This window comes from Nocardia brevicatena NBRC 12119, from assembly GCF_000308495.1.
Taxonomy (GTDB): domain Bacteria; phylum Actinomycetota; class Actinomycetes; order Mycobacteriales; family Mycobacteriaceae; genus Nocardia; species Nocardia brevicatena.
Window position 1 is genome coordinate 1 of record NZ_BAFU01000050.1, and the last position, 24690, is coordinate 24690.

General features: G+C 68.6%; 18 protein-coding genes and 1 tRNA gene. 9 read left to right on the forward strand and 10 right to left on the reverse strand.

Translation table 11 applies throughout. The annotated features are described in order from the left end of the window. Positions 1-199: 199 nt before the first annotated feature. Both ON20_RS10915 and ON20_RS33020 read right to left on the reverse strand, forming a co-directional pair. Positions 200-538 carry a hypothetical protein gene (locus ON20_RS10915; RefSeq protein WP_040835037.1) on the reverse strand — a complete coding sequence of 113 codons (339 nt, stop codon included), beginning with the start codon at positions 536-538 and terminating at the stop codon, positions 200-202. A gap of 167 nt (positions 539-705) precedes the next feature. After that, positions 706-1629, reverse strand: coding sequence for a DUF2637 domain-containing protein (locus ON20_RS33020; protein WP_051162171.1), 924 nt, complete (start codon positions 1627-1629; stop codon positions 706-708). Between the two features lie 500 nt (positions 1630-2129). Here ON20_RS33020 and ON20_RS34290 point away from each other — a divergent pair, with 500 nt between their 5' ends. Both ON20_RS34290 and ON20_RS33025 read left to right on the forward strand, forming a co-directional pair. Then, complete coding sequence (locus ON20_RS34290) at positions 2130-2417, forward strand: helix-turn-helix domain-containing protein (RefSeq protein ID WP_083864835.1); 288 nt, start codon at positions 2130-2132, stop codon at positions 2415-2417. A gap of 228 nt (positions 2418-2645) precedes the next feature. Further along, positions 2646-3923 carry a hypothetical protein gene (locus ON20_RS33025; RefSeq protein WP_157228791.1) on the forward strand — a complete coding sequence of 426 codons (1278 nt, stop codon included), beginning with the start codon at positions 2646-2648 and terminating at the stop codon, positions 3921-3923. A gap of 74 nt (positions 3924-3997) precedes the next feature. Here the strand turns inward: ON20_RS33025 and ON20_RS10930 are convergent. Continuing rightward, a tRNA-Pro gene (locus ON20_RS10930) sits at positions 3998-4071 on the reverse strand. A gap of 166 nt (positions 4072-4237) precedes the next feature. Between ON20_RS10930 and ON20_RS10935 the strand changes: the two genes are divergently transcribed. Then, positions 4238-4660, forward strand: coding sequence for an SgcJ/EcaC family oxidoreductase (locus tag ON20_RS10935; protein ID WP_245547169.1), 423 nt, complete (start codon positions 4238-4240; stop codon positions 4658-4660). Positions 4661-4667: 7 nt separating this feature from the next. On the opposite strand, the gene ON20_RS35685 is transcribed toward ON20_RS10935, so the two are convergent. After that, complete coding sequence (locus ON20_RS35685; protein WP_051162175.1) at positions 4668-4853, reverse strand: dihydrofolate reductase family protein; 186 nt, start codon at positions 4851-4853, stop codon at positions 4668-4670. A 385-nt stretch (positions 4854-5238) separates the two neighbouring features. Between ON20_RS35685 and ON20_RS10945 the strand changes: the two genes are divergently transcribed. Further along, entirely contained in the window at positions 5239-7095 is a 1857-nt protein-coding gene (locus ON20_RS10945; RefSeq protein ID WP_040835039.1) for a Na+/H+ antiporter, read from the forward strand. A gap of 101 nt (positions 7096-7196) precedes the next feature. On the opposite strand, the gene ON20_RS10950 is transcribed toward ON20_RS10945, so the two are convergent. After that, positions 7197-8099 (reverse strand): universal stress protein, encoded by a 903-nt coding sequence (locus tag ON20_RS10950; protein WP_040835040.1) that lies wholly within the window; start codon positions 8097-8099, stop codon positions 7197-7199. Between the two features lie 165 nt (positions 8100-8264). On the opposite strand from ON20_RS10950, the gene ON20_RS10955 reads away from it, so the two are divergent. Then, positions 8265-8768: a GNAT family N-acetyltransferase gene (locus ON20_RS10955; RefSeq protein WP_040835041.1), complete on the forward strand. Its 504-nt coding sequence runs from the start codon at positions 8265-8267 to the stop codon at positions 8766-8768. Here ON20_RS10955 and ON20_RS10960 read toward each other — a convergent pair. From ON20_RS10960 to ON20_RS10970, 3 genes are all read right to left on the reverse strand, one after another. Further along, a complete protein-coding gene (locus ON20_RS10960) occupies positions 8756-9844 on the reverse strand; it encodes a lycopene cyclase family protein (protein ID WP_051162177.1) in 1089 nt (362 codons plus the stop codon). The genes ON20_RS10955 and ON20_RS10960 overlap by 13 nt on opposite strands. A 180-nt stretch (positions 9845-10024) precedes the next feature. Beyond that, entirely contained in the window at positions 10025-10987 is a 963-nt protein-coding gene (locus ON20_RS33030) for a hypothetical protein (protein ID WP_157228793.1), read from the reverse strand. Positions 10988-11065: 78 nt separating this feature from the next. Then, the gene (locus tag ON20_RS10970; RefSeq protein WP_051162181.1) at positions 11066-12523 is read right to left on the reverse strand and encodes an NAD(P)/FAD-dependent oxidoreductase; all 1458 of its coding nucleotides are present in this window, start codon (positions 12521-12523) and stop codon (positions 11066-11068) included. A gap of 229 nt (positions 12524-12752) precedes the next feature. On the opposite strand from ON20_RS10970, the gene ON20_RS10975 reads away from it, so the two are divergent. Beyond that, positions 12753-14234, forward strand: coding sequence for a cytochrome P450 (locus ON20_RS10975; RefSeq protein WP_040835042.1), 1482 nt, complete (start codon positions 12753-12755; stop codon positions 14232-14234). Positions 14235-14330: 96 nt separating this feature from the next. Here the strand turns inward: ON20_RS10975 and ON20_RS10980 are convergent, their stop codons facing one another. Continuing rightward, on the reverse strand, positions 14331-15224 hold the full coding sequence (locus tag ON20_RS10980) for a serine hydrolase (protein WP_040835043.1): 894 nt from the start codon (positions 15222-15224) through the stop codon (positions 14331-14333). A gap of 55 nt (positions 15225-15279) precedes the next feature. Further along, positions 15280-15477 (reverse strand): hypothetical protein, encoded by a 198-nt coding sequence (locus ON20_RS10985; protein ID WP_245547170.1) that lies wholly within the window; start codon positions 15475-15477, stop codon positions 15280-15282. Between the two features lie 302 nt (positions 15478-15779). On the opposite strand from ON20_RS10985, the gene recC reads away from it, so the two are divergent. The 3 genes from recC to recD all read left to right on the forward strand — a co-directional run bounded on the left by recC (position 15780) and on the right by recD (position 24668). After that, positions 15780-19214 (forward strand): exodeoxyribonuclease V subunit gamma, encoded by a 3435-nt coding sequence (recC, locus tag ON20_RS10990; RefSeq protein WP_040835045.1) that lies wholly within the window; start codon positions 15780-15782, stop codon positions 19212-19214. Continuing rightward, a complete protein-coding gene (locus ON20_RS10995) occupies positions 19172-22702 on the forward strand; it encodes a UvrD-helicase domain-containing protein (protein ID WP_438803401.1) in 3531 nt (1176 codons plus the stop codon). Before recC ends, ON20_RS10995 begins: the two co-directional genes overlap by 43 nt. A gap of 73 nt (positions 22703-22775) precedes the next feature. Further along, positions 22776-24668 (forward strand): exodeoxyribonuclease V subunit alpha, encoded by a 1893-nt coding sequence (gene recD / locus ON20_RS11000; RefSeq protein WP_040835124.1) that lies wholly within the window; start codon positions 22776-22778, stop codon positions 24666-24668. Positions 24669-24690 lie beyond the last annotated feature (22 nt).

The window sequence follows — 24690 nt, forward strand, 5'->3', positions numbered from 1 at the left end:
CTAATGAACCTGTGCTCACACCCCATGGTGGGTGGGCACGACATCCCAGCAGCGATCCGTCCTCCCGGCCGACCGACAGGGGCACGATCTCAGTCTGGGACTCGAAGTCCTGGTCCAACGTGTGCTCACCTGCCGGCCGCTACCAGTAGCGAGTCTGCCCGACCGAGAAGCGGTGGGACGGGCTACCCGCTAGATCTCATTAGGTCCAGCGGCTCACCTCGGGGTCTTCGACTACCACCGTGAGAATGGCGGGGATGAGCGCGAGCACGGCGGGGATCAGCAGTAGCAATCCGACGACGGTGAGTCGGCCACTGGGTTTCCGGGCGGGTCTCGTGCAAGGCTTTGGGCCAGTGCGGTCGTGTGGGTGCGTTCGATACTTGGCGGTACCGAAGACGGGCACCAACCCTGCGGTGGTGACCCCCACTCCTGAGTACTCGTGGGTGTCGTAGCTGGTTGACACGCCGTCCGCGTGCAGGGCGGACACGCTCTGGACGAAGTCGATGTGGCCGCAGTGCGGGCAGGTGATGTCGAGGTCCATGCCGGGGTTCCCCTCCCACGCCGCACGATGGCAGCGCGCGTGTGGTGCCGATACCTGCAACGAAGACTCTCAACGGTATCCAACACCCTGAGGCGCCGACTGTCGAGCGGTTGCGGTGTTTCGGCACACCTCACAGCATCTCTAGCGTGCTTGCGCACGAGGTCATCTCACCTGCGCGCACCAGGGGTGGGTGCAGCTTCGCCTGCGTCCGTTGTGGGCGCGGGGGCGAGGACCTGCTCTGTGATGGGCTCCGCGTCGGTCGCGACGGTGCGCAGCAGATCGACCGCGTTCGTGTACTCGGCTGCGTCCCTGAGAATTCGACTGATCGTCGAGCGATTCTTGTTCAATTCTTTGGCGATCCGTGTGCGGGTCCAACCGTCGATGTGGTGATGTATCAGCACTTGCGCGACAACGGTCGGGTCGCGGCGTCGTACGGGATCGCGCGCACACAGCATCCGTGCGAACGCGGTGAACTCATCATGTTGGGCCTCGGGGTCGGAGGCCGGGGTGTGCACGCTGGTGGATGCGCGCACCGGCGCAGCCGATACCGCGTGCGCACGGGCGGTGACGGTGTGGGTGGCCGATGGTTCGGTGGATGGTGTCGTGCCGGTGTGCGCACCACGCCCGCGTGGGGTTCTCGAGTGCGCCAAGGCCAAGAGCGCGATGGTGGATTGGGCCATGGAGCCTTCGATGATCAGAGGCCACAGCCACGCCTCACCGTGGGGGACTCCGGCCATGACGGCCAGCGAGCGTAGCGCGGTGAATGAAAGCCAGAACGCGCCCGCAGCGATCACCACGGTCATGGCGGTCGCCACGAGATGGGTGGCGCGAGCGGAAGCGTGCGCACACAGCAACACCGTGACTCCGTGCACGGCGGCCAGCAGCGCCAACGGTGGGACCACCGCGACCGCCGCCGAGAGGGCGGGGAGTGCGTTGCTGTGCAGGATGGCCTGGGTGGCGTTGCCAGTGATACTGACCGCGGCCGCCGTACCGAGCACGGTCCAGAAGAAAGCATGCGCACGGCCTCCGACCGTGCGGACTGTAACTGGTGCGGGCACGTCGGTGACCGACGCGGTGCTATCGATGGTCATAGATGTCCTCTGGAGAACGCATGGATCGAATGAGCCTGTAGCGGTGGGTTTATGGGAGGCGGTGGGAGTGTTGACAGTGCATGCGCTGAGGCCCTGGAGCAGCGCGTACGAGACGGAGGGGAAATGTCGAACCACTCTTCAGGGGAGTTCGGGTGCGGTACGCTGGAGTACGGGACGATCAGCAGACGGGCAAGAGGAGTCCGTCATGTCGAAATCTGATTGCCCACCTCTTCTTTCTGCTGCAGCCCGCTTCGAAGCGGATGAACGGCGAGGCCATTTTTTCGAACGACCGTCGACGCGTATCCGGTGCAGCGAGCGGTGCGAGCCAAGAAGCACGGTCGGCGTCCTGAAGAGCCTCGTGGCACGAGCCGTGCTCGCCCGCAGATGGCTACCACGGTTCGTGGTGGCAATGTGTGCGCGTGACGGAGCGATCGGTGGCGGCATGCTCCGCCAGGCTCTGTTACGCCCGCGATCGGAAGCTCGTACCGAGGTGTGCCGGTATGCGGCGTGATACTTCCTCGGTGCCCCCTACCTCCCTGCCCGGTCGTGCTACGGGTGAATCCCACGAGGGCTCCGGTAGGAGTGCAGCAGCCGACAATGTGTGGCTGAGCAGCGAGGAAGTGGCTCAGCGTCTGAAACTTCCGGTGAAGACATTGGCCTCCTGGGCTGCCGCCGGGCGAGGCCCCCGCTATGCGCGGATGGGCAGATACCGGCGGTATCGGCTGGAGGACCTGCTCGCTTGGGAACAGGAGCAACTCGATCGCAGCAGCGGTGCTACCGACCGTTAGGTCATATCGCGTGAGGCGGGCATGGGCGACCGCACCATGTCGAGCTACAGCTAACCATTGGCAAATAAAAAGTGTTTGAGATCGTGCTCAAGGCCTGCTTCACTCTGGTCTCGCCATATCGAAGACGCTGGGGATTTTGCGGCGAACGGGGAGTTTTCTGTGTCGAAGCCCGGCGGATCCGGGGATATAGCGAATTTCTGGCAACAAATGGTTGAGTGGAGGTTGGTGATGGGCGGCAGGCTGCCGAAGCCAGTGGGCACCTTCGGGGTGCCGACCAAGCCCAAGAGGCAGAAGAACGGGCGCTGGCGCACCACGGTGCGTTTCTACAGCGCGTGGGGACCTCGCCAGATCGAACGCATGGGCTCCAGCGCCGACGAGGCACGTAACCGGCTCGCTGAAGCGATGCGGAACTACAGCGAGCAGCACGGTCATGCGCGCATCACATGCACCACCAAGCTGATCGATCTTGCTGCCGAACTGCTCGCGGAGATGGAACGCGACGACGCCTACACCGCCGGCAACATCGAGGACTACCGCCGCGAGATCTACGTCTCACACGACAAGCGCGCCGACCCAACCACCGTCAAGGTCGAGAATTCGGTGGGACGGCTCCAGATCTGGCAGGCCGGCGCCGGTGAACTCGACCGGCACCTCAAACGCCTGGTGGCGATGGGGCTTCGCCGCAAGGCCAAACAACACAAGATCATCCTGCGTGCGATGATGGGCATCGCCGTGCGCCACGGCGTCATCGATACCAACCCCATCGACGACGTCGCCCCCTTCACCCGGCGCAGAAGCCCGGCCCGCGGCAAGATCCGCGATCACAGCGCCCTGCCGGCCTTCCGTGCCCAGGTCCGCGCCTGGGCGAGCGGGGAAGCGATTCCCGGCACCCCCGCCTACACCCGGGGTCCGTCCCGCGACTGGACGGTGGTGTGGATCGTCGACGTCATCACCGGAACCGGGATGCGCCCCCATGAGGTGTTCGCCCTCTTGCTCGCCGACATCAACCTCGACGCCGTCGACCCCTACCTCGACGTCACGGGCACCCTCGTCGAGGTCAAGGGCGCGGGCACCGGCGGATGGCTCCGCAAACCCACCCCGAAATCCGACAATGGGTGGCGGCGCATCCTGCTGCCCGATCGCACTGTCGAGGCGATCCGAGAAGCGATGAAAGACCTCGAGGTCACCGCACGGCCCGACCCGAGGGGCTGCTGTTCCCGGCCCGTAACGGCGCGCCGCGCAACCCGAACAACTTCGGTCGGACCTGGCGTGCCGCCCGCGGGGACAACTTCGCCTGGGTCACCCCGCGCACCTTCCGCAAAGGCGCGGCCACCGCGGTCGACCACGCCTACGGCGACCCCGAACGCGCCGCCCGCCAACTCGGCAACACCCGCGAGGTCGCCAAGACCCACTACATCGACACACCCGAGGTCGTTCCCGACAACCGCGAGGTCCTTGAGCGCTGGGCGCGGGGCCGGTAGGGGTGAAAACGTGAGATTTTTGTGAGATCGTGCTGGAAACGCTCAGATCACTACAACGAGAAAACCCCTCCGACCGCAGGTCAGGAGGGGTTTTCGTTGTCGGGCTGACAGGATTTGAACCTGCGACCACTTGACCCCCAGTCAAGTGCGCTACCAAACTGCGCCACAGCCCGTTGTGTCCCTCTCGGGACGCTCGAAGAGATTACCGCAGTGTGGTTCCAGAGAGCTAATCGCCTGGTAGAAGTGGGTGTTTTGGAGTGCCCGCCGCCAACTCCTTGACGTGAAGTTATATTGAGGTTGCAGAGTCGGTGCATGGAATCGAAGACGGTTACACCGCTAATGCTCGCGAACACCACCGAGGATCATGCCGAGGACATCGCCGCGATCGAGCAGATCATCCGCAATGTCGAGACCGCGTACAACACCAACGACGCCGAGTTGATGGTCGCGGACTTCGCCGCCGACGCGTCGGCTGTCAACGCGGCTGGTGTGCTGATCACGGGCCGGGAGGCGTTGCTCGAGGCGAGCCGGCGCGGGGTGGCCGGGTTCTTGAAGGATCAGTTCGTCCGATACGAACTCGCCGATATCACCTTTCTGCGGTCCGATGTCGCGATCGCGCACAAGGTCGCCCGGGCCGTGACGGCCTCGGGTGACCCCATTGATATCGATCATTCGATGATCGCGCTGTATGTGCTGGTCAAGAAGAATGGTCGGTGGTGGACGGCGGCTCGACAGAACACACTGGTCCCGGCGCCCGAGTGAGTCGGGTTCAGAGGCGGCGGACGTGGTAGTGGAGGTGGGTGACCCGCAGGTCGGGGATGATTGCCGGGTCGTCGAGGACGATGGGTGCGTTGGCGAGTTCGCCGGCGAAGGGGGTGTCGGAGGCGAGGAAGATCGGGACGAGGTCGATCCGCAGTTCGTCGATCAGGTCGGCTTCCAGGCATTGCCGGGTCATGGTGCCATCGTTGACGCCGACCGCCTTGTCGCCGCCGATTCCGCGGGCGAGTCCGACGGCGGCGAGGACACCGTCGGTGACGAAAGTGAAGGGGGCGTCGGGGTTGGCGCTGGGGTGTTGTACCGGGTCGGCGTCGTATCAGGCGAACAGTTCGTCGAAGCCGGTTTCGTCGGGTCCGGCGATGAAGCCGTCCAGTGACATGCGCGCGTCCGCGAATACTGTGCCCATGGTGTGCCTCCGTTGTCGGTGAGTTATCGGCAGAGACGACGGAGAAATAGTGAACTAATCGATTCAGTAAAAAGTATTCGGGCCGGATTCCGGCGGGACGGCTCGCTGGGCGGAGTGCGGGCGTTTCCCTGAATATCCGTTCTGCGAGAATGCCACGGTGCATATCGCCGTCGGATTGGTCGTACTCGTCGCGTCGGCGGCCGCGGTGGCAGCGCTGGCGCGACGGTTCGGTGTCTCCGAACCCCTGGCGCTGACCCTGGTCGGGGTGGCGGCCTCATATTTGCCGTTCGTACCGGCGGTGCATCTCGAACCGGAGATCGTGCTGCTGGGGCTACTGCCGCCGCTGCTGTATACCGCGGCGATCCGGACATCGCTGGTCGACTTCCGGACCAATCTCGAATGTATCGCGCTGCTGTCGGTGGGGCTGGTGCTGTTCAGCACCTTCGCGGTGGCCGCGGTGGTGTGGTGGCTGCTGCCCGTGCCGTTCGCCGCGGCGGTGGCGCTGGGGGCGGTGGTCGCACCGCCGGACGCGGTGGCGGCGACGGCGGTCGCGCGCCGGATCGGGATGCCACGCCGGATTGTCTCCATTCTGGAGGCGGAATCGCTGTTCAACGACGCCACCGCGCTGGTGGCGTTGCGCACCGCGATCGCCGCATCGGCGGGAGCGGTGTCGGTGTGGTCGGCGGGGGCGGATTTCCTGATGGCTGCCGGTGGGGGTGCGCTGGTCGGGATCACGGTGGCGTGGCTGCTCGGGATGTTGCGGCGGCGGATCACCGACCCGGTACTCGACACCACCTTGTCGTTCCTCGCCCCGTTCGCGGCGTATCTGCCCGCCGAGGAGGTCCACGCCTCGGGTGTGATCGCGGTGGTCGTCTGCGGGATGATCCTCGGCCACCGTGCACCGGTGTGGCAGAGTGCGGCCTCGCGGCTCGCCGAACATACCAACTGGCGCACCGTCCAGTTCATCTTGGAAAGCGCGGTGTTCCTGGTTATCGGGCTGCAGGTGCGCGGCATCGTCGACGACGCGTGGAGCAGCGGGCTGGACCATACAACGCTGGTGATCACCGTGATCGCGGTATTGCTCGCCGTCGCGGTGTCGCGGCCGATATGGGTTTTCGGGTGGATGCTGGTGCGGCGCGCCATCGGCCGGCCCGGAGAGCCGGTGGCCTATTCGACGGTGGTGTCGTGGGCGGGGATGCGCGGTGTGGTGACGCTGGCGGCGGTGCTGCTGCTGCCGCAGGATACTCCGCAGCTGCCGGTGTTGAAACTGCTCGCGCTGGTGGTGGTCGCGGGCACCCTGTTACTGCAGGGGCCGTCGCTGTCGTGGTTGGTACGACTGTTGGAGTTGCGGGGGCCGAGCCGCGCCGAGGACGCGCTGCGGGAGGCCACCCTGTTCAGTCAGGCCGCCACCGCGGGACTGGAGGCGCTCGATCGGGCCGTTGGTTCGGGTACGCCCCCTGAGGTGGTGCGGTCGCTGCGTGACCGGTCGGCCATGCGCACCAACGCCGTTTGGGAACAACTGGGCCGTCCGGAATCCGAGCAGGCGACCCCGACCGCGGAATATCGGCGGTTGCGGTTGGAGATGTTGCGCGCGGAACGGGAAGCGGTGTTGCAGGTGCGGGATTCCGGGGAAGTGGACTACGAGATCCTGCAGCATGTGCTGTCCCGGTTCGATCTGGAGGAGTCCATGATCGACCGGTTCGACGATATCGAGGAACCGGACCGCGCCGAACCGCTGGTCGGCGACGCGTCCGTCGCCGACTGCGCGCATCTGCGGGCCGCGCCGCTGCTCCGTGAAACCGTCGCGCCCGAGCAGTGCGCCGAATGTGTGGTCGAAGGGCAGCGCTGGGTGCATCTGCGTATGTGTCTGACCTGCGGGAATATCGCATGTTGCGATTCCTCACCCGGACGTCACGCGAGTCGGCACGCCGCGACCACGGGCCACCCGGTTATCCGCAGTGTGGAGCCGGGGGAGGCGTGGCGCTGGTGTTACGTGGACGAATTGTTGGGTTGATGCGGGTGTGCACCCGACCGGCCGTCGTCGGCCGCCGGCCCACGCCGAAATGTAGTCGGGAGGTTCGGCAGGGCCGTCGGTTCGGTTTCGGGCCGGTGGAGTCAGCGGGTGTGAGTGACCATCACCGGGCAGCGGGCACGTTGGACGAGGGCATGGCTGGTGGAGCCGAGCAGCAGACTGCGGAACCCGCCGCGGCCCCGGCTGCCCACGACCACGAGTTGCGCGGTCTCCGACCATTCGAGCAGATGCTGTCGCGGCGACGACGGATATACCCGCCGATGCACCGTGACCTCCGGGTACCGCTCCTGCCAGCCCGCCAGACGTTCGGCCAGGACCGCCTGCTCGGCGGAGGTGAGGTCCGCGACCGGGATTTCGATCATGGCGGTGCTCGCGTATTCGGCGAAGATGAGATCGCTCCAAGCGTGCACCGCCACCAGGTCGGCCTTGCGTTCGGCGGCCTCGGCGAAGGCGGACGCCACTGCGGCGTCGCTGACCCGGCTGCCGTCGACACCGACCACCACGGGGCCGTTGTGCCGGCCATCGGTTTCCCGTACGGCGACGATATTGCCGCTACCGTGGGCGGCGACCGACAGCGTCGTCGAGCCCATATGCGCGAGCGTGCCGCCGGGGCGGGAGCCCAGCGCCACCAGATACGCGTCTTCGGACAAACCGATCAGCAGCGCCGCCGGGCTGTCTTCCGAGAGTTGGGTCTCCACCGGCAGATCCGGGGCGACCTCCCGTGCGGTCCGACGCGCGCCGGTCAGGACCGCCTCCCCGTGAGCACGCAGCGTTTCGATCGCTTCGGGCACCATCGGTTGGTAGGCGACGAGCATGGATCTGGCGGGGGCCGCATTCATCCCGTGGGCGAGCAGAAGCCTGCGCCCCCGCTGGGCGGCCACCTCGGCGGCCCAGCGAACCGCCAGGTCCGAGGCGGGAGAACCGTCGACACCTACCACGACCGCGGCGGATACCAGCTGAGGCGGACCCTCGACGTGTTCGCTCATGCCACGAGTATCCCCCTGGCACTCTTTTCGAAACGTTCCGCGAAGTTCACGGGCCGCGTATCAGGCGATTCGCATATCTACCGCATGGGGTGTCACCGGGGACCTTCCCTGCGGCGCGCCGGGAGGACACTTGTCCGACAGGGCTTCTGTGTCGATCATGATCACGTGTTGATATCGGATGGGGTAATCGGTCTACGTCCGATCGAGGTCGCCGACGCCTCGGTGCATATGGCCGAGGAAGACGGTGAAATACTGCGGCGGTTCTACGGGGGAGCGAATCCGGCGACGAAAGTGGCGACCTGTTTCCGGCAGTGCGCGGACGAATGGGCGTCCGATGGGCCGAACAAGGTGTTCATGGTAGTGAATACGGCCGGGCAGCCGGTCGGGACCATGGCCATCGAACTCGCCCGGGAATTCCTGGCCGTGCGGCAGGCCAATGTGTGCTACGGGATATACCCGGCCCGGCGGCATCAGGGGATGGGCGTGCGGACGCTGGTGCTGGCCTGCCGTTACCTCGCCGGACACGATATGGCGGACGAGGCGGTATTGCGAGTCCATCCGGACAACAAATTGGCGGTGGCGGTGGCGCACCGGGTGGGTTTCACCTACCACCACAGCAGTGAGGACCCGGTGTACGGGAGGTTGGACTGGTTCCTTCAGGCTCTCTGACCGGGTGGGGTCGGTGAGAGAGTCGGTAATGCGAGTGTCGCGACGGCCAACCGGGTCCGGGTCGAGGTGGGGAGCGCGGCGAACAGGTGCGTCATGGCGGTGAGTGTGCCGGTGAGGTCGGTGCGGCCGGACAGGTAGGCACGCTGATCGGGGAGTGGGAGATCGAAGAAGGCGTCGAAGAAGGCCGGTATCTCGGCGGGTGGTAGGGCGAGCAAGGTCCGGAGGCCGGCCAGCCGGAGTCGGTGCACCGTGCGCGCCGCGGTAGGCCACGCGGAGCGGCCCGCGGCGACCGTGTCGGCAGCGGACAGGGCGGCGGCGACGCTGTATCCGGTGGCCGGATGGAGGAACGCGCCGGCCGCGCCGAAGCGGGACCGACCCGGACGCCCGCCGGTCATCGGGAAACGGACTCGTTCGACGCGTTCGTCACCGCGTACCGGGATACCGCGTGCCCGTAACCGGTGGTGTAATCGTCGCGCGAGCGTGGCGGGAGGCGGCGCCGGGCGCCCGACCAGGCAGGTTTCCTCGAACAGGGTGGTGCCGTCGCCCAGCGGGATCACGTAGAGGAACGACGGCGGAGCGGTCGAGGAGGCGCCGTTGTCGGCGCGCCAGTCCATGAACAGTGATTCCCCGGAGCGGTCGAGGGCCAGACCGTAGGCGGTTTGTTCGGCCCGGTTCGGGGCGCGGGTGATACCGCGGGCGTCGACGACGCGGTCGCCTCGGACGGCGGCGCCCGAGGCCAGTGTCACCGTATGCCGACCGACCGCGGCCGCGCGGGCGGTGATCAGCCTCGCGCCTGTGATATACAGGGATTCCTGGAGCCGGCCGGTGTCGAATACCGTGTAGGGGCGCGGGATTCGATGCGCCCGCCGGCCGTGGGCCACGGGCTCGGGCACCGTCGCGGCGGTGGTTGTGGGGTCGAGCCAGCCCGGCAGCTCGTCCGACCACGCCGCATAGGTGGCGGTCCAGCGGCGGCGCGGATTCGGATCGACCACAGTGACCGTTAGTCCCCGGACCAGACAGCGATGGGCGAGCGCGCGGCCGGCCGGGCCCAGTCCGCAAATGACGATATCGCTCACCGCACCCCTCCGGCCAGCGGATGGTGTCCGTGACGCAGCTGTTCATCGACCACTCTCGGATCGAACCATGTGGTGCGGCGGTAGGAGGGAGCGGCACGCGCGGCCGGGGACCGGGCGCAGCCATCGTTCGGCGAGAACCGATGTGTCGCCGAACGACGGCTGACGGGTGGAGCGTGTGCGTTACGGTGCCGCGGGGGTGGGCACGGCCGGTGTTTCGGCGGGCGGGGCTCCGTACGGCGCGGCGGCCAGGCCGTCGGCCGCGCCGACAGCGCCGCCGACCGCCGCACCGACGGCCATGGCGGGGGCGGCAATGACCGCATAGCCGATGGCCCCGCCCAGGATCGGGCCGATGAGAAGGCCGATCGGCAGGAACGGTATGCCCGAGATGAACCCGGCGACCGCCCCGACCATCGCGGAGGTGGCCGCCAAGGGAGAGGCCACCGTGGAACCGACCGACGCCCCGATGGCGGCCGAACCGAGGGTCTGGGCGGCGATACGGTCGGAGCGGCTGCGTTCCATACCGACCGAATCCAGGAATGTGGCGAGACCGGCCTCGACTTGGGCCGCGCCCTCATTGATCGGCGTCGGATCGATGCCGGGGGAATCCATGACGATATTGCCGACGCGGAGCTTGCCCGGGGGCGCTTGGATCGGTTCGACCGCCGGCACCCGGACCGGCGCGTGGAGTCGGCCGAGTGGTGCCAGGTAGCTCTGGTCCGATCCGGGGCGCGCCACGGGGGTGGCGGTGGGAGCAACGGCCGTAGCGGTTTGCGCTACAGGGGCCGCGGCGAGGGGAGCGGCGAGCGTGTCGGCCGGCGTTATGGGCTGTGTACCGACAGGAATGTGCAGCGCGGGGGTGGGCTTGCGGTGCCGCGGGCCGATGGTGCCCTCGGGGGCGGTGAGGGGGAGCGGTGCCGGTACCGGCTCGAGGCCGAGGTGCGTCACCGCGTCGACGACGGCCCTGGTGACCGCGTCGGAGACGATCCGCGCCGGGTCGGGTTGTTCGACGCCGAGGGGGTCGGGTTGGGGCGCGGCGTTGGCGGTGCCGTTACCGACCAACGCCATGACGAGCGGGAAAGCGCCCGCTACGACGATCGACCCCACCGTGCGCCGCGGCGGAGCGACAACGCTGTGTTTGCCCATGTTGGCCTTTCCTCCGGAGGAAGTCCCGTGTTTGTACGGCATTCGGATCCGGATGGGCCTGCGGATGGGCCGATTCGCTCAGCCGGCCTTATCGCTTATCTCTGTAGCCCCGGTTCCGGTCGGTTCGCCGGCACCGGATTTCGGCCGGGGGCGGTAGCCGAGGGTTCTGCGCAGGGCCGCCTGTTCGTCGGCGTCGTTGCCGGTGCCGTTTATCGCCTCCAAGGCCAGGCGGGCGAACACCCACTGTTCGGTGGCCGCCATCTGGCCGCGGCCGTGGCCCAGGAAGGTGACGAACCATTGGATCACCGTGACGATCCGGCTGCGGTAGCCGATCAGGTAGTACAGGTGCAGCCCCAGCCAGACCAGCCAGGCCAGGAAGCCACCGAACTCCAGTTTGCCCACCTGGCAGACGGCGCTGAACCGGGAGACCGTCGCCATACTGCCTTTGTCGAAGTACTGGAACGGTTTGCGTTCTTCCGGTGTGTGGCCTTTCAGTCCGGCCTTGATCTGCTTGGCGGCGTAGGTGGCGCCCTGGATGGCGCCCTGGGCCTGGCCGGGGACGCCGGGCACCAACATCAGATCGCCCACCACGAAGACGTTCGGGTGACCCTTGATGGTGAGATCCGGTTCCACGATCACACGGCCCGCCCGGTCGACCTCGGTGCCGTCGGAGCGCTCGGCCAGCATCTTGCCCAGCGGGCCGGCCTGCACACCGGCCGACCACACCTTGCAGGCCGCTTCGATCCGGCGGACGGTGCCGTCGGCGTCCTTCACCGTGACCCCGCGCGCGTCGACATCGGTGACCAGGGCGTTGAGCTGGATCTCCACGCCCATTCGTTCGAGCCGGCGTTGGGCCTTTCCGCCGAGGTTGGGGCCCATGGGCGCGAGTACCGCGCCCGCGCCCTCCACCAGGATCACCCGTGCCTCCCGTGGATCGATGTTGTGGAAGGTGCCTTCCAGGGTGCGGTCGGACAGTTCGGCGATCTGGCCGGCCAGTTCCACGCCGGTGGGGCCCGCGCCGACCACCACGAAGGTGAGGAATCGGTCGCGTTCTTCCTGGGTGGTGGCCAGTTCCGCCTGTTCGAACGAGCCGAGGATGCGACCGCGCAACTCCAGGGCGTCGTCGATGGTCTTCATACCGGGGGCGAAGGTGGCGAAATGGTCGTTGCCGAAGTACGACTGCTGTGCGCCGGTGGCCACGATGAGGCTGTCGAACGGGGTGACGGTGTCCCGGTTGAGCAGCCACGAGGTGACCGTGCGGGCCTGTAGGTCGATATCGGTGACCTCACCGAGCAGTACCCGGGCGTTCTTCTGTTTGCGCAGCACCAGCCGGGTGGCCGGGGCGATTTCGCCGACCGACAGGATGCCGGTGGCCACCTGGTAGAGCAGCGGCTGGAACAGGTGGGTGGAGGTCTTGGAGATGAGGGTGACGTCGACGTCGGCGTGTTTGAGGTGTTCGGTCCCGAACAGGCCGCCGAAACCAGAGCCGATCACCACCACCTGGTGCCGGGCGTTTCCGACAGGTTCAGTGCTCATCGTCGCTCCTCGCCAGACCGGGCGGTGTCCCGGTGATCTCTGCGGACACCGCTCACGGTAGTCGTCCTGCCGGTGAGCGTCATGGTCGGACGGGGGTCACGCCGGGGTTCCGGTGGGACATCACGGCCGAGCGGGTGTCGGCTGCGCGGCGTCATGGCGATTCGATGGAATTTCCGAGATGCGTGACACAGAGAGAATACGATGGACTCTATATCTCAGGAGGTTCGTCATGGTCACCGTGGCCCGTGCCACGTCCGCGTCGCGCGCGCATATCGATACCGAGAATTCGTCGCTCATCGAGCCGCCCCGGAAGAGTGTGATCGACCGGGTCCTCGCCCGGGTGCCGGAAAGACCGCGAACCCTGGCCACTCCGCCGCAGGGCAGTACCGCCCGCCCGATCGGCGGCGACGCGGGTCTGCCGTATGTGGGGCGCAGCCTGCACTACATGCGGTGGGGTCCGGCGGAGATGATGGATCGCTACCGCCGCTACGGACCGGTGACCCTCAACAGTGGTATGGGGCTGGATCGGGTCTTGGCCGCGGGCCCGGAGGCGCTCGACGAGGTGCTGGGCCGGCGCCGCCGCGATTTCGGGCAGGGGTGGGACTATTTCATCGGTCCGTTCTTCCGACGCGGGCTGCTCCTGCTCGAATTCGATGAGCACATGTTCCACCGCCGGATCATGCAGCAGGCGTTCACCCGGGAACGCCTCGAGGCGCATCTGGCCGAGCTCACCCCGGTTGTCCGCTCGACGATCGAACGCTGGGTACCGCCCGGCCGCGGCGCGAGCGCTACGGTGCGGCTGTTCCCCGCGATCAAGGAGATGGCCCTCGATATCGCCGGAGAGACCTTCATGGCCGTCGAGGTCGGTGACCAGCGGCGCGCCCTCACCAAGGCGTTCGTGGCGTGCACCCACGCCGGACTGGCGATAGTCCGGTATCCGCTGCCCGTCGGGAAATGGGGAGCCGGGATCCGCGGGCGCAGAGTTCTGGAAGACTACTTCTACTCGATGCTCCCGGAGAAGCGGCGCAGCGATGCTCCCGACTTCTTCTCCGGGCTGTGCCACGCGCGCACCGAGGACGGCGAGGTGTTCAGCGACGCCGATGTGGTAAACCATATGATCTTCCTGATCATGGCGGCCCACGACACCAGCACCACCACGGCCACCGCTGTCGCCTACTACCTGGGCAAACACCCCCAATGGCAGGAGAAGGTGCGCGAAGAGGTGCGGGCACTGGACTCCGCGGGCGGTATCCCGACCATCGCCGACCTGGACCGACTGCACAACCTGGATCTGGTCCTGAAGGAGAGTCTGCGGTTGATGCCGCCGGTACCGGGAATGGTGCGCCGCGCCGTCCGCGATACCGAGATCCTCGGCCACTATATACCCGCGGGCACCCCGGTCGACCTCGCCTATCAGGTCAACCACCTGCTGCCCGAATACTGGACCGATCCCGAGATTTTCGACCCGGAGCGGTTCGGTGAGGCACGCCGCGAGGACAAATCGCATCGCCTGGCGTGGATGCCGTTCGGCGCGGGGTCACACAAATGTATCGGCATGCACTTCGGCAGTTTCGAGGTGAAGACCATCATCTCCGCCATGGTGCGCGACTACCGCTGGCATATCCCGGACACCTACCGGATGCCCTGGGGGTTCAGCACCATTCCGTATCCGCGCGACAACGCCCCACTGCATCTGCAGCGGCTCGCCTGAACGGCAGGTCTTTCGCCGAATACGCGGCCGGGCCTGTTCCACGAGTTCGGGGAAACAGGCCCGGTGTCTGCCTCGTAGGTGGGTTGTACCCGGGAATCAGCGTCCGGCGAGCAGGATCTCGGCGACCCTGGTGTCGGTGGCGGAACCCTCCGTGTAGCCGCCCTCTCTGCCCATGGCGGTCATGATCGCGAGCGTGTAGCGCTCACCGGGACCGGCGAAACCGACCGAGTTGACCACCCAACCGTCCTGTTCTTCCGACCACCCGTTCTTCAGGCCGGGCCGCATGCTCGCGCCCGCGCCCCATACACCCCAGTGCTGGTTGTGGTCGACCGACCGCATCCGGTCCAGTAGATAGTTGCGGTCATCGGGATGCATCCGGTCCAATACATGCGACATCAGCCGATCCAGGTCGGCGGCGGTGCACTTCTGGAACGCCCAGTGCGGGCCGGGACCGGTCGGATTGGGCTGCGGGGCCAGACCGGTCATCCCGTTGGCGCGGAAGGCGTTGTTGAACGCCATCCGGTCGATGCCCGCGTATTTGTTCCAGAGCATGTCGGTGGCCTGGTCATTGGAGGTGGCCAGCATCGACTCCAGGAGACCGCGGTCTTCCGGCGACAGGTTGATCGCGCCGACCCGGGCCCGGTTCAACAGGTCGGAGGCGATGGCGAGTTTGATGGTGGAGGCGGTCCACACCATGTCCTCGGCATGATCGCCGGCGTAGACGGCGCCGGTCTGGCGATCGCGCAGCACATAGCCGGTGACGCCGGGACGGGACGCTATGTAGGCGTTGGCGTTCTCGATTCGCGCGGCCATATCGCAGTCGAAGCCGTTCGCGCAGCCCTGGGTGAGCGCGGGCGGTGCGGCGGCGGCATGGGGATGGGCGACTGGGGCGCCGGTGACGGCCATCGCGGCGGCCGCGACAACGCATGCGGACGCGGCGAGGCGGGGAGCAGCCTCGGTGACAGACAGATAACGCACGAGCGTACACATTGGCACACTGCCGTCTGCCGCGCATGTTTTCGAGGTGAACGGGAGTGTCGCGCGCTCAGCGATGTGCCGCGGAGACCCCCGCCACGGTGCGCCCGTTGAGTCGATGGCAGTGTTCGAATGCCTCGGTGTGCCGATCGCGCGGCCACCAGTGCAATACCACCAGACGGCCGTAGTGGCGCGAGTTGACCAACTCCCACCGGTCGCCGATCCGACGGACGGTGAATCCATCTTTCGGGACCAGGGGAATCACCATCGCATCCATGAGTGTGAACCAGCCTTTCGTGCAGACCCCGACTTCCTCCTCCCGGGCAGCACTGTGGCACAGCGGCCGAGCGGAACCGCCGCGACACGACCGAGTATCGGCGTCGCATGTGGGACACGTCACGTGCGGACGGGTCGATTCCGGGTACAAGGGCCTCGGCGACAGCGGCCGGTGGGGGCGCGATGGTGTCCGTCGGGTGTCGGGCGTATAACGGGTGGACGATGCGCCCGCACCGAGACGAGCGGGCCGGGCGCGGAGGGTGGTGATCGCCGGGACCGGACGAAAGGGCACACATGCCGCTGCACATCCACCGCGCCGAGCGCGCGGACGTGCTCGCGGCGGCGCTGGCCGAACTGTTCACCGCCCCGCTGCCGGATCCATTCGCCACGGAGGTGGTCGCGGTACCCGCCAAGGGGGTGGAACGGTGGCTGGCGCAACAGCTTTCGTCGGCGCTCGGTGTCACGGCAGCCGGGTTCGGCGACGGGGTCGCAGCGAATATCGCCTTCCCGTCCCCGGGCGCGCTGGTGGCCGAGGTGCTCGCAGCAGCGGCCGGTATCGCACCGGACGACGATCCGTGGGCACCCGATCGTATGGTGTGGACGCTGCTGCGGATCATCGACGAATCGGCGGGGGAGCCGTGGTGCGCGGTGCCGGCACGGCATCTCGGTGTCGCACGGCCGGACGCCGGCGCGGAGCACCGTCGGAGCCGCCGCTACGCCACAGCCCGGCGGCTGGCGGCGCTGTTCGACGGCTACGCGAGTCGGCGCCCGTCGGTGCTCACCGAGTGGGCGACGGGCGCCGATACCGACGGCGCGGGGCGGCAACTCCCGGACGATCTGCGTTGGCAGGCGACCCTCTGGCGCCGCCTGCGCGCGGCCATCGATATCCCCGGGCCGGCGGAACGGCTGACCCTCGCCTGTGATCGGCTGCGGGCCGAGCCCGACGTGGTGGATCTGCCGGTGCGGCTGTCCCTCTTCGGGGTGACCCGGGCGGCGGCCGATCAGCTCACGGTCGTCTCCGCCCTGGCGGCGCACCGCGACGTGCATCTGTGGTTGACGCATCCGAGTCCGGTCCTGTGGGACCGATTGTCGCGGTGGGTATCCGGGAACGCCTCCGGGAATGCCGAGAGCGCGGGCCACGCGGACGGCGGAGGAACGGATCCGGGTGCCGGGGCCGGTGCCGTCGCGCCGGTGCGGCATCCGCTGTTGTCCGCGCTGGGGCGGGATATTCGCGAACTCCAGCAGCGACTTCCCGATATCGCGAGCGATACCCATCACGGCACCGCGGCGAAGTACGCGCCGGACGGGTCGGGGAACGATTCGGGGTGCGAACCGCCAACTCTGTTGCAGACCCTGCAGGAGCATATTCGCGACGATCGGTGGCCGCCGGAGATTCACGGCGGCGACGGCACAATAGCGGTGCATGTGTGCCACGGGCCCGCGCGGCAGGTGGAAGTGCTGCGGGAATGTCTGCTCGGGCTGTTCGCCGCCGATCCCGCCCTGCAACCGCGGGATGTGCTCGTCATGTGTCCCGATGTGGAGGCGTACGCGCCGTTGGTGCGGGCCGCGTTCGGCCCGCGGTCCGCGGAAGCGGTGGACGCCCCCGAGGATTCGGAGCACCCGGCCCACCGGTTGCGGGTGCGGTTGGCCGACCGCGGTCGCGCGGCGGCCAATCCGCTCTTGGTGGTGGTCGGACAGCTGCTGGATATGGCGGACGGTCGGGTCACCGTGACCGAGGTCCTGGATCTGGCGGCAACCGAAACGGTGTGCCGCCGCTGCGAATTCGACGACGACGATATCGAGCGGCTGCGGGAATGGGCGGTCGAGGCCGGGGCGCGGTGGGGAATCGGGCAGCGGCAGCGGCAGGCGTTCGGACTGGCCGAATTCGCGCAGAACACCCTCAACAGCGCCGTGGACCGAATACTGCTGGGGGTGACCGCGGGCGAAACCTCCGCGGACTGGCTCGATCTGGCGTTGCCGCTCGGCGATGTCGACAGCAACGACGTGGACCTGGCCGGCCGGTTCGCGGAATACGTGGACCGGTTGGCGGTGGTATTACGGGATCTGCGCGGTCCGCGCCCGGCCGCGCAGTGGTCGGCGATCCTGGCCCGCGCGCTCGACCTGCTCACCGATGTGCCCGAACCACAGGCCTGGCTGCGCACCGAGGCGCATCGAGAACTGGCCGCCGCCACCGCGCACGCCGGCGATATCGAGTTGCGGCTCGACGATATCGCGGCACTGCTACGGAACCGGCTCGCCACCCGGCCCACCCGCACCAACTTCCGCACCGGCGAGCTGACCGTATGCACCTTGGTGCCGATGCGATCGGTACCGCATCGGGTGGTAGTGCTGCTCGGGGTGGACGACGAGGTGTTCCCGCGCGCCACCACGGTGGACGGTGACGATGTGCTGGCGCGGAATCCGCAGCCCGGCGAGCGGGACGCGCGGGTCGAGGACCGGCAGCTGCTGCTGGACGCGATCCTGGCCGCGCGGGAGAAGCTGCTGCTGCTCTACACCGGCGCCGATCCGGTGACCGGCGCCCACCGGCCGCCCGCCATCCCGGTGGCCGAACTGTTGGACGTTCTGCGTGCCCATGTCGGGCCGGACGGTATGGCACGGGTGGTGACCCGACATCCGCTGCAGGCCCATGACCCTCGCAACTTCCGGCCGGAGCGGCCCTTCAGTTTCGACGCGGTGGCGTTGGCCGGGGCGGTGGCATACGGGCAACCGCCCGCACCGCGCCCGCGTCTGTCGGACACACCGCTGCCTGCGATGGAACCGGCCGATATCGGACTGGCCGAACTGATCTCGTTCATCGAACACCCGATACGCGGCTTCCTGGGGCAGCGGTTGGGGCTGCGGGTCCCGGACCGGGACGCCGAGGTCGACGACCGGCTTCCCATCGAACTCGACGGACTGGCCGGCTGGCAGCTCGGCGAGCGCCTGCTCTCGGCTCGGCTCACCGGCGCCGATCCGGCCGACCTACGTGCCGCGGAGTGGCGGCGCGGAACCCTGCCCCCGGCCGGACTCGGCGGTGCTGTACTCGACGAGGTGGAGCGCACCGTCGAAACCCTGGTGCGGGCGGCGCGCAACGATTACGAACCGCCGCCGCGGGCGGTGGACATCACCGTGGACCTCGGCGGTGGACGCCGGCTCACCGGCACCGTTCCCGAAGTCCACGGCGACCTCCTGGTGCGCACCACGTATTCGCGGGTGTCGGCCAAACACCGGATCGGCGCATGGGTGGCGCTGCTGGCGTTGGCCGTCGGCGACGACACCCGGGGCCGGCCTTGGCGGGCGGTGATCACCGGCCGCGGCAGATTCGGCCGCCCGGCCTGGCGCTGCGAGTTCACCGCGCCCGCCGTCCCGGAGGCTCGCGAGATCCTGCGCGACCTGGTGGCATTGCGTGATTCGGGTCTCACCGAACCGTTGCCGATCGTCACCGCGGCGACCGCCACCTATGCCGAGCGTCGATTCCGCGGCGCCGGGCCGGACGAGGCACTGGAGGCGGCCGAACACGAATTCCTCGGCAGCCCCGACGGTCCCACCCGCTACGGCGAACACACCGACCACCACCTGCGCTACCTCTGGGGCCCGACGCCCCGCTTGGGTGATCTCGCCGCCGCCCCCGCGCCACCGGGCGAACCCGCCGAACCCACCCGTTTCGGTTCTCTCGCGCGTCGGCTGTGGGTGCCGGTCCTGCGCGCCGAACAGCAGGGGGCGCCATGACCGCGACCCGTCCACCCGGGTCAGCGCCCCCGACGGTGAGGGGAGCGGTGACCGCGACGAGCCCACCGCCGGCCCGGAACATCCCCTCCGGTACGGCCTTCGACCTGTACGGCCCGCTGCCCACCGGCACCACCGTGCTCGAGGCGAGCGCGGGAACCGGGAAGACCTTCGCCATCGTCGGCCTCGCCGTGCGGTATGTCGCCGAACTGGGTGTCGACATCTCGGAACTGCTGCTGGTCACCTTCAGCCGGGCAGCCACCCAGGAGCTGCGAGAACGCGCCCGGGACCGGTTCGTCGCGGTGACCGCGGCATTGGCGGACCCGGACACGGCCCGCATCGGACCGGACGAGTTGGCGCGACACCTGGCCGCCGCGGACCCCGACGAGGTGTGGCGCCGACGGGCTCGGCTACTGACAGCGTTGTCGGACTTCGATGCCGGCACTATCGCCACCACCCACGGTTTCTGCCGGCGTATGCTCGACGAGTTGGGGTTGGCCGGCGAACAGGACCCGGATGTCCGGCTGGTGGACAATATCGACGATCTGGTGCGCACCGTCGCCGACGACCTGTACCTGAGCCGGTATGCCCGAACCCGCCCGCCGTTCAAGATGCGGGTGGCCCACGAGTTGGCACTGGCCGCGGTCGCCGACCGGCAGGCGCGCCTGGCGCCGGAGGCCGCCGGCGTAGCCGGGGAGCGAGTGGCTTTCGCCGCCGCGGTCCGCGTCGAGACCGATCGGCGCAAACGATTGTCCGGGATCCGCGATTTCGACGATCTGCCGGCGCTGTTGCACGAGGCACTGGCCGATCCGCGACACGGTGCGGACGCCTGCCGTCGGATCGGTGATCGGTACCGGGTGGTGCTGGTCGACGAATTCCAGGACACCGATCCGCTCCAGTGGCAGATCCTGCGCCGTGCGTTCCACGGCCGCACCACCCTGGTCCTGGTGGGTGATCCGAAACAGGCCATCTACGCGTTCCGTGGCGCGGAGGTGCTCAGCTATCTCGACGCCGTCACCCATGCCGGCGATCGCCGCGAGCTCACCACCAACCGGCGCAGCGACGCCGGTCTGCTGGCGGCGCTCGATCATCTGCTCGGTGGCGCGGCCCTGGGACACGCCGAGATCACCGTCGGGTCGATCACCCCCACCCGCCCGTGGTCCCGGCTGTCCGGGCCCGCCGATCTGCTCACCCCACTGCGCCTGCGCTGTCTGCCGCGCACCGGGGCCGGGCCGTTGAACAAGTCCGGGTTTCCGAGCATCGGCCGGATGCGGGCGAAGGTCGCCGAGGATGTGGCCGCCGATATCGTGCGCCTGCTGGAATCAGGGACGCGGATCGCCGTCGAACACCGGGCGGTGAACGACGCGGCAGCGGATCCGCCACGGGATCCGGTCGGCGCCATCCCGGAAAGTTCCGTGGGGATTTCGGCCGGCTCTGGTAGGGGCGAGGTGGACGGCCGGGTTCATCGTCTGCTCGGCCCGGGCGATATCGCCGTCCTGGTCCGCACCCGCTCGCAGATCGAAGTGGTGCGCAGCGCACTGGACCGGGCCGGGGTGCCGTCGGTATTGGCGGGCGGCACCAGCGTATTCGCCACCGCGAGCGCCACGGACTGGCTGTGGGTGCTGCGCGCCCTGGAACAACCGCATCGCGCCGACCGGGTGCGGTTGGCGGCCGGTACCCCGCTGCTCGGTCACACCATCGCCGAGATCGATGAGCAGGGAGCGGATCTGGTGGGCCGGGAGAGCGCCCGGCTGCGGGACGCGGCTCGGTTGTTCGCTCGGGCCGGATTCGCCGCGCTCTTCGAGAAACTGTCGGCCGATACCCGCTTGGCGCCACGCCTGCTGGCCGTGGAGAACGGCGAGCGGGAACTCACCGATCTGCGGCATATCGCCCAATTGCTCGACCGGGTCGCGGTGACCGAAGGGCTCGGGCTCACGGCCCTCACCCGTTGGCTGTCCGACCGAATCCGGGATCCGGCCTCCGGCGCGGTCACCGACCGCAACCGTCGCCTGGACCGTGACGCGGCGGCGGTGCAGATCGCCACCGTGCACGCCAGCAAGGGACTCGAATTCCCAGTCGTCTACCTGCCGTTCGCGTGGGACAGCGCGAAGAACCCGAATGCCGAGACCCTGCTGTTGCACGTCGATGGTGTCCGGGTGCTCGATGTGGGGGGCCAGGAGGCCCCCGGCAGTGCCGATCGGAGACGTCGCGCCGAGCAGGAAGAGGGCGGGGAGGAACTGCGGCTCTGCTATGTCGCCCTGACCAGGGCGAAATGCCAGGTCGTCGCCTGGTGGGCACCCACTTTCACCACCGCGGTCTCCCCGCTGCACCGGCTTCTGCTGGGGCGGGACGCCGGTGCGGCCGAGATCGCTCAGCGGGTGGCGGTCCCCGCGGACGCGGTCGCGTTGCGGCGGATCTCGGAGCGGGCGGCCGCGGCCGGAGACACGATATCGGTGACCGCGGTGGACGGTGTCGGTGCGGTGCCCCCACGCCGCCCACCCGCCGACACCGTTTCCGTCGAGCTCACCGCCGCGACCTTCGACCGTGTCCTGGATCACCACTGGCGGCGCACATCGTATTCGGCGCTCACCGCCGCGGCGCATGCCATGGTTCCGAACACCGAACCGGAGGACGGTCCCGGTCCCGCCGACGAACCCGACGGTCCGTCGCTCGTCACGGCCGAACCCGAACCCGGCGCACCCTCTCCGATGAACGGTCTGCCCTTCGGCGCCGAATTCGGCACCCTGGTCCACGGCGTGCTGGAGCGGATCGATACCGATGCCTCCGATCTCGCCGCCGAGGTGCGGACACGGTGTACCGACCTGGTGACCGAGACGATGTCCGAGGCCGACCCCGATCTGCTGGCAACCGCCCTGCTCGCCGTCCTGCGGACCCCGCTCGGTTTCGGCGCCCTCGCCGATATCCGAACCCGGAACCGCCTGTGTGAGCTGGAATTCGAACTCCCCCTCGCCGGAGGCGACCTTCCCGGCGCCGATTCGGCCGGTCCGCACCGCATCGCCGAGTTGCTCCGCACGCACCTGGCACCGGGTGACGATTTCCACGACTACGCCGACCAGCTGGCCACCCTCGACGATATCCCGCTGCGGGGCTACCTCACCGGCAGTATCGACGCCGTCCTGCGGATCGCGGGTGAGCGTTTCGTGGTGGTCGACTACAAGACCAACCGGCTCGGTACCGGCGAGCTCACCGTCGCGCACTACACCCGCGACCGGATGGCCGCCGAGATGCGACGTGCGCACTATCCGCTGCAGGCGCTGTTGTACACCGTGGCCCTGCACCGGTACCTGCGCTGGCGCCTGCCCGATTACGATCCGGCCCGTCATCTCGGCGGTGTCCGCTATCTGTTCGTCCGCGGCATGGTCGGGCCCGAAACCCCACCGGGCGTGGGCGTTTTCGATTGGAGCCCGCCCGTCGCGCTGATCACCGAACTCTCGGATCTGCTGGCCGGAGGTGGGCCGTGTCGAGAATGACCGACACCGGCCGGCCCGGGCAGGCGGCAATCGGTTCCCCTCCGCCCCGAGGGCCGCGGGCGAGGGGGTCGGCGTGATACCCATCCAGGTGGCGCAGCGGGGGACCGGGCTGCTGCGGGAATTCAACGAGGCCGGGGTGCTGTCGGCGGCGGATGTTCACGTGGCGCTGCGGTTGGGGCGGCTCGGCGGGGAACAGGACGAATCGGTACTGTTCGCGGCCGCGCTGGCGGTGCGGGCGGTGCGGTCCGCATCCGTGTGTCTGGACCTGTCCCGGATACGGGATATCGGCGTGGATATCGAAGAGGACCGGGAAACGCCCCTGGACCCCGACGCGCTGCCGTGGCCAGACGAGCGGGCCGTTATCGGCGCGCTGCGGGCCAGTCCCCTCGTGCGCGGGGGTTCGGCGGGACCGCTGCGGCCGCTGCGGCTGGTCGAGTCCACCCGACCGGGGGTTGGGCCGCTGCTCTATCTGGACCGGTACTACCGGCAGGAACAGACCGTCCGCCGCGTCCTCACCGAACGGGCCGGCGGACACCCGCATATCGATCCCGCCCTGGTCCGCCGCGAACTGGACCGTCTGTTCGGTCCGCCCACCGAGACCCCGGATCGGCAGCGGATAGCGGCAGCGCTGGCGGCCACCCACTGGACCACGGTCGTCGCGGGCGGTCCCGGCACCGGGAAAACCCACACTATCGCGCGGATTCTGGCGCTGCTCGTCGCGCACCGCGCCGCGGAACCGGACAGGCCCGCACTGCGTATCGCGCTGGCGGCGCCCACCGGGAAGGCCGCGGCCCGCCTGCAGGAGGCGGTCCGCGACCAGGCCGCCGAACTCGGCCTCGGGGAGCTCACCGCGGCGACCCTGCACCGGTTGCTGGGCTGGCAGCGCGGCCGCGACACCCGTTTCCGCTACCATGAACACAACCGGCTGCCCTACGACGTGGTCGTCGTCGACGAAACCTCCATGGTCTCGCTGACATTGATGAGTCGGTTGTTCGCGGCGCTGCGCCCCGATACCCGACTGGTACTCGTCGGCGACCCCGACCAGTTGGCGTCCGTGGACGCGGGCGCGGTGCTCGCCGATCTGGTCGCCGCCCCGGTCACCGATGCCCCCAACCCGCTCTTCGACGAAATCCTCGGCACAGCGGCCGGTCCGGCGGACGATCCGGAGGCCCTGACCGAACTGGAGCGCACCAGGCTCCGCGGTGGGATCGTCCGGCTCACCCGCGGCCGCCGTTTCGGCGGACGTATCGCCGACCTCGCCGTCGCGGTCCGCGCCGGTGACGGCGATACCGCACTGGACCTGCTGCGCGCAGGCGGTGAGGCCCTGGCCCTGTGTGCCCCGGAGGACATCGCCGCCGTGCGCGCCGACGTGGTGGAGGCGTCCCGACGGGTCACCGAGGCGGCCCTGGCCGGGGACGCGGCCGGAGCGTTGGCGGCCTTCGAATCCCATCGGCTGCTCTGCGCCCACCGGCAGGGCCCCTATGGTGTGGAGCGCTGGGACCGCCTCGCCGCCGAATGGTCCGTCGTGGCGGGTGTCGGGCCCGAGAACCCTCACGCCACCTGGTACCCCGGCCAGCCACTGCTGGTCACCGCCAACGACCACGAAGCCCGCATCTACAACGGCGATACCGGCGTGGTCCTGCGCCTTCCCGACGGTTCGCTGCGCGTGGCGCTGCAGCGCGGCGACGAACCCTATCTGGTGCACCCCACCCAGTTCCCGGCCGTCGTCACCGTCTACGCCATGACCATCCACCGCAGCCAGGGCAGCCAGTACGACGCGGTCAGCATCGTCCTCCCGGAAGCCGAATCCACCCTGCTCACCCGAGAACTGCTCTATACCGCCATCACCCGCGCCCATCGTCATGTCCGCGTCATCGGCACCGAGGAGGCCATCCGCGCCGCCGTAGACCGCCGGGTCTTGCGCGCGAGTGGACTCAGTATCGGCCCGGCCGTCCGATCGGAGTAGGGATTTCCCGACAGGCGCGCCG

Coding starts and splice junctions, on each gene's coding strand:
- ON20_RS10915 (WP_040835037.1), bottom strand. CDS start 538: ATGGACCTCGACATCACCTGCCCGCACTGCGGCCACATCGACTTCGTC.
- ON20_RS33020 (WP_051162171.1), bottom strand. CDS start 1,629: ATGACCATCGATAGCACCGCGTCGGTCACCGACGTGCCCGCACCAGTT.
- ON20_RS34290 (WP_083864835.1), top strand. CDS start 2,130: ATGCGGCGTGATACTTCCTCGGTGCCCCCTACCTCCCTGCCCGGTCGT.
- ON20_RS33025 (WP_157228791.1), top strand. CDS start 2,646: ATGGGCGGCAGGCTGCCGAAGCCAGTGGGCACCTTCGGGGTGCCGACC.
- ON20_RS10935 (WP_245547169.1), top strand. CDS start 4,238: ATGCTCGCGAACACCACCGAGGATCATGCCGAGGACATCGCCGCGATC.
- ON20_RS35685 (WP_051162175.1), bottom strand. CDS start 4,853: ATGACCCGGCAATGCCTGGAAGCCGACCTGATCGACGAACTGCGGATC.
- ON20_RS10950 (WP_040835040.1), bottom strand. CDS start 8,099: ATGAGCGAACACGTCGAGGGTCCGCCTCAGCTGGTATCCGCCGCGGTC.
- ON20_RS33030 (WP_157228793.1), bottom strand. CDS start 10,987: ATGGGCAAACACAGCGTTGTCGCTCCGCCGCGGCGCACGGTGGGGTCG.
- ON20_RS10970 (WP_051162181.1), bottom strand. CDS start 12,523: ATGAGCACTGAACCTGTCGGAAACGCCCGGCACCAGGTGGTGGTGATC.
- ON20_RS10975 (WP_040835042.1), top strand. CDS start 12,753: ATGGTCACCGTGGCCCGTGCCACGTCCGCGTCGCGCGCGCATATCGAT.
- ON20_RS10980 (WP_040835043.1), bottom strand. CDS start 15,224: ATGTGTACGCTCGTGCGTTATCTGTCTGTCACCGAGGCTGCTCCCCGC.
- ON20_RS10985 (WP_245547170.1), bottom strand. CDS start 15,477: ATGGTGATTCCCCTGGTCCCGAAAGATGGATTCACCGTCCGTCGGATC.
- recC (WP_040835045.1), top strand. CDS start 15,780: ATGCCGCTGCACATCCACCGCGCCGAGCGCGCGGACGTGCTCGCGGCG.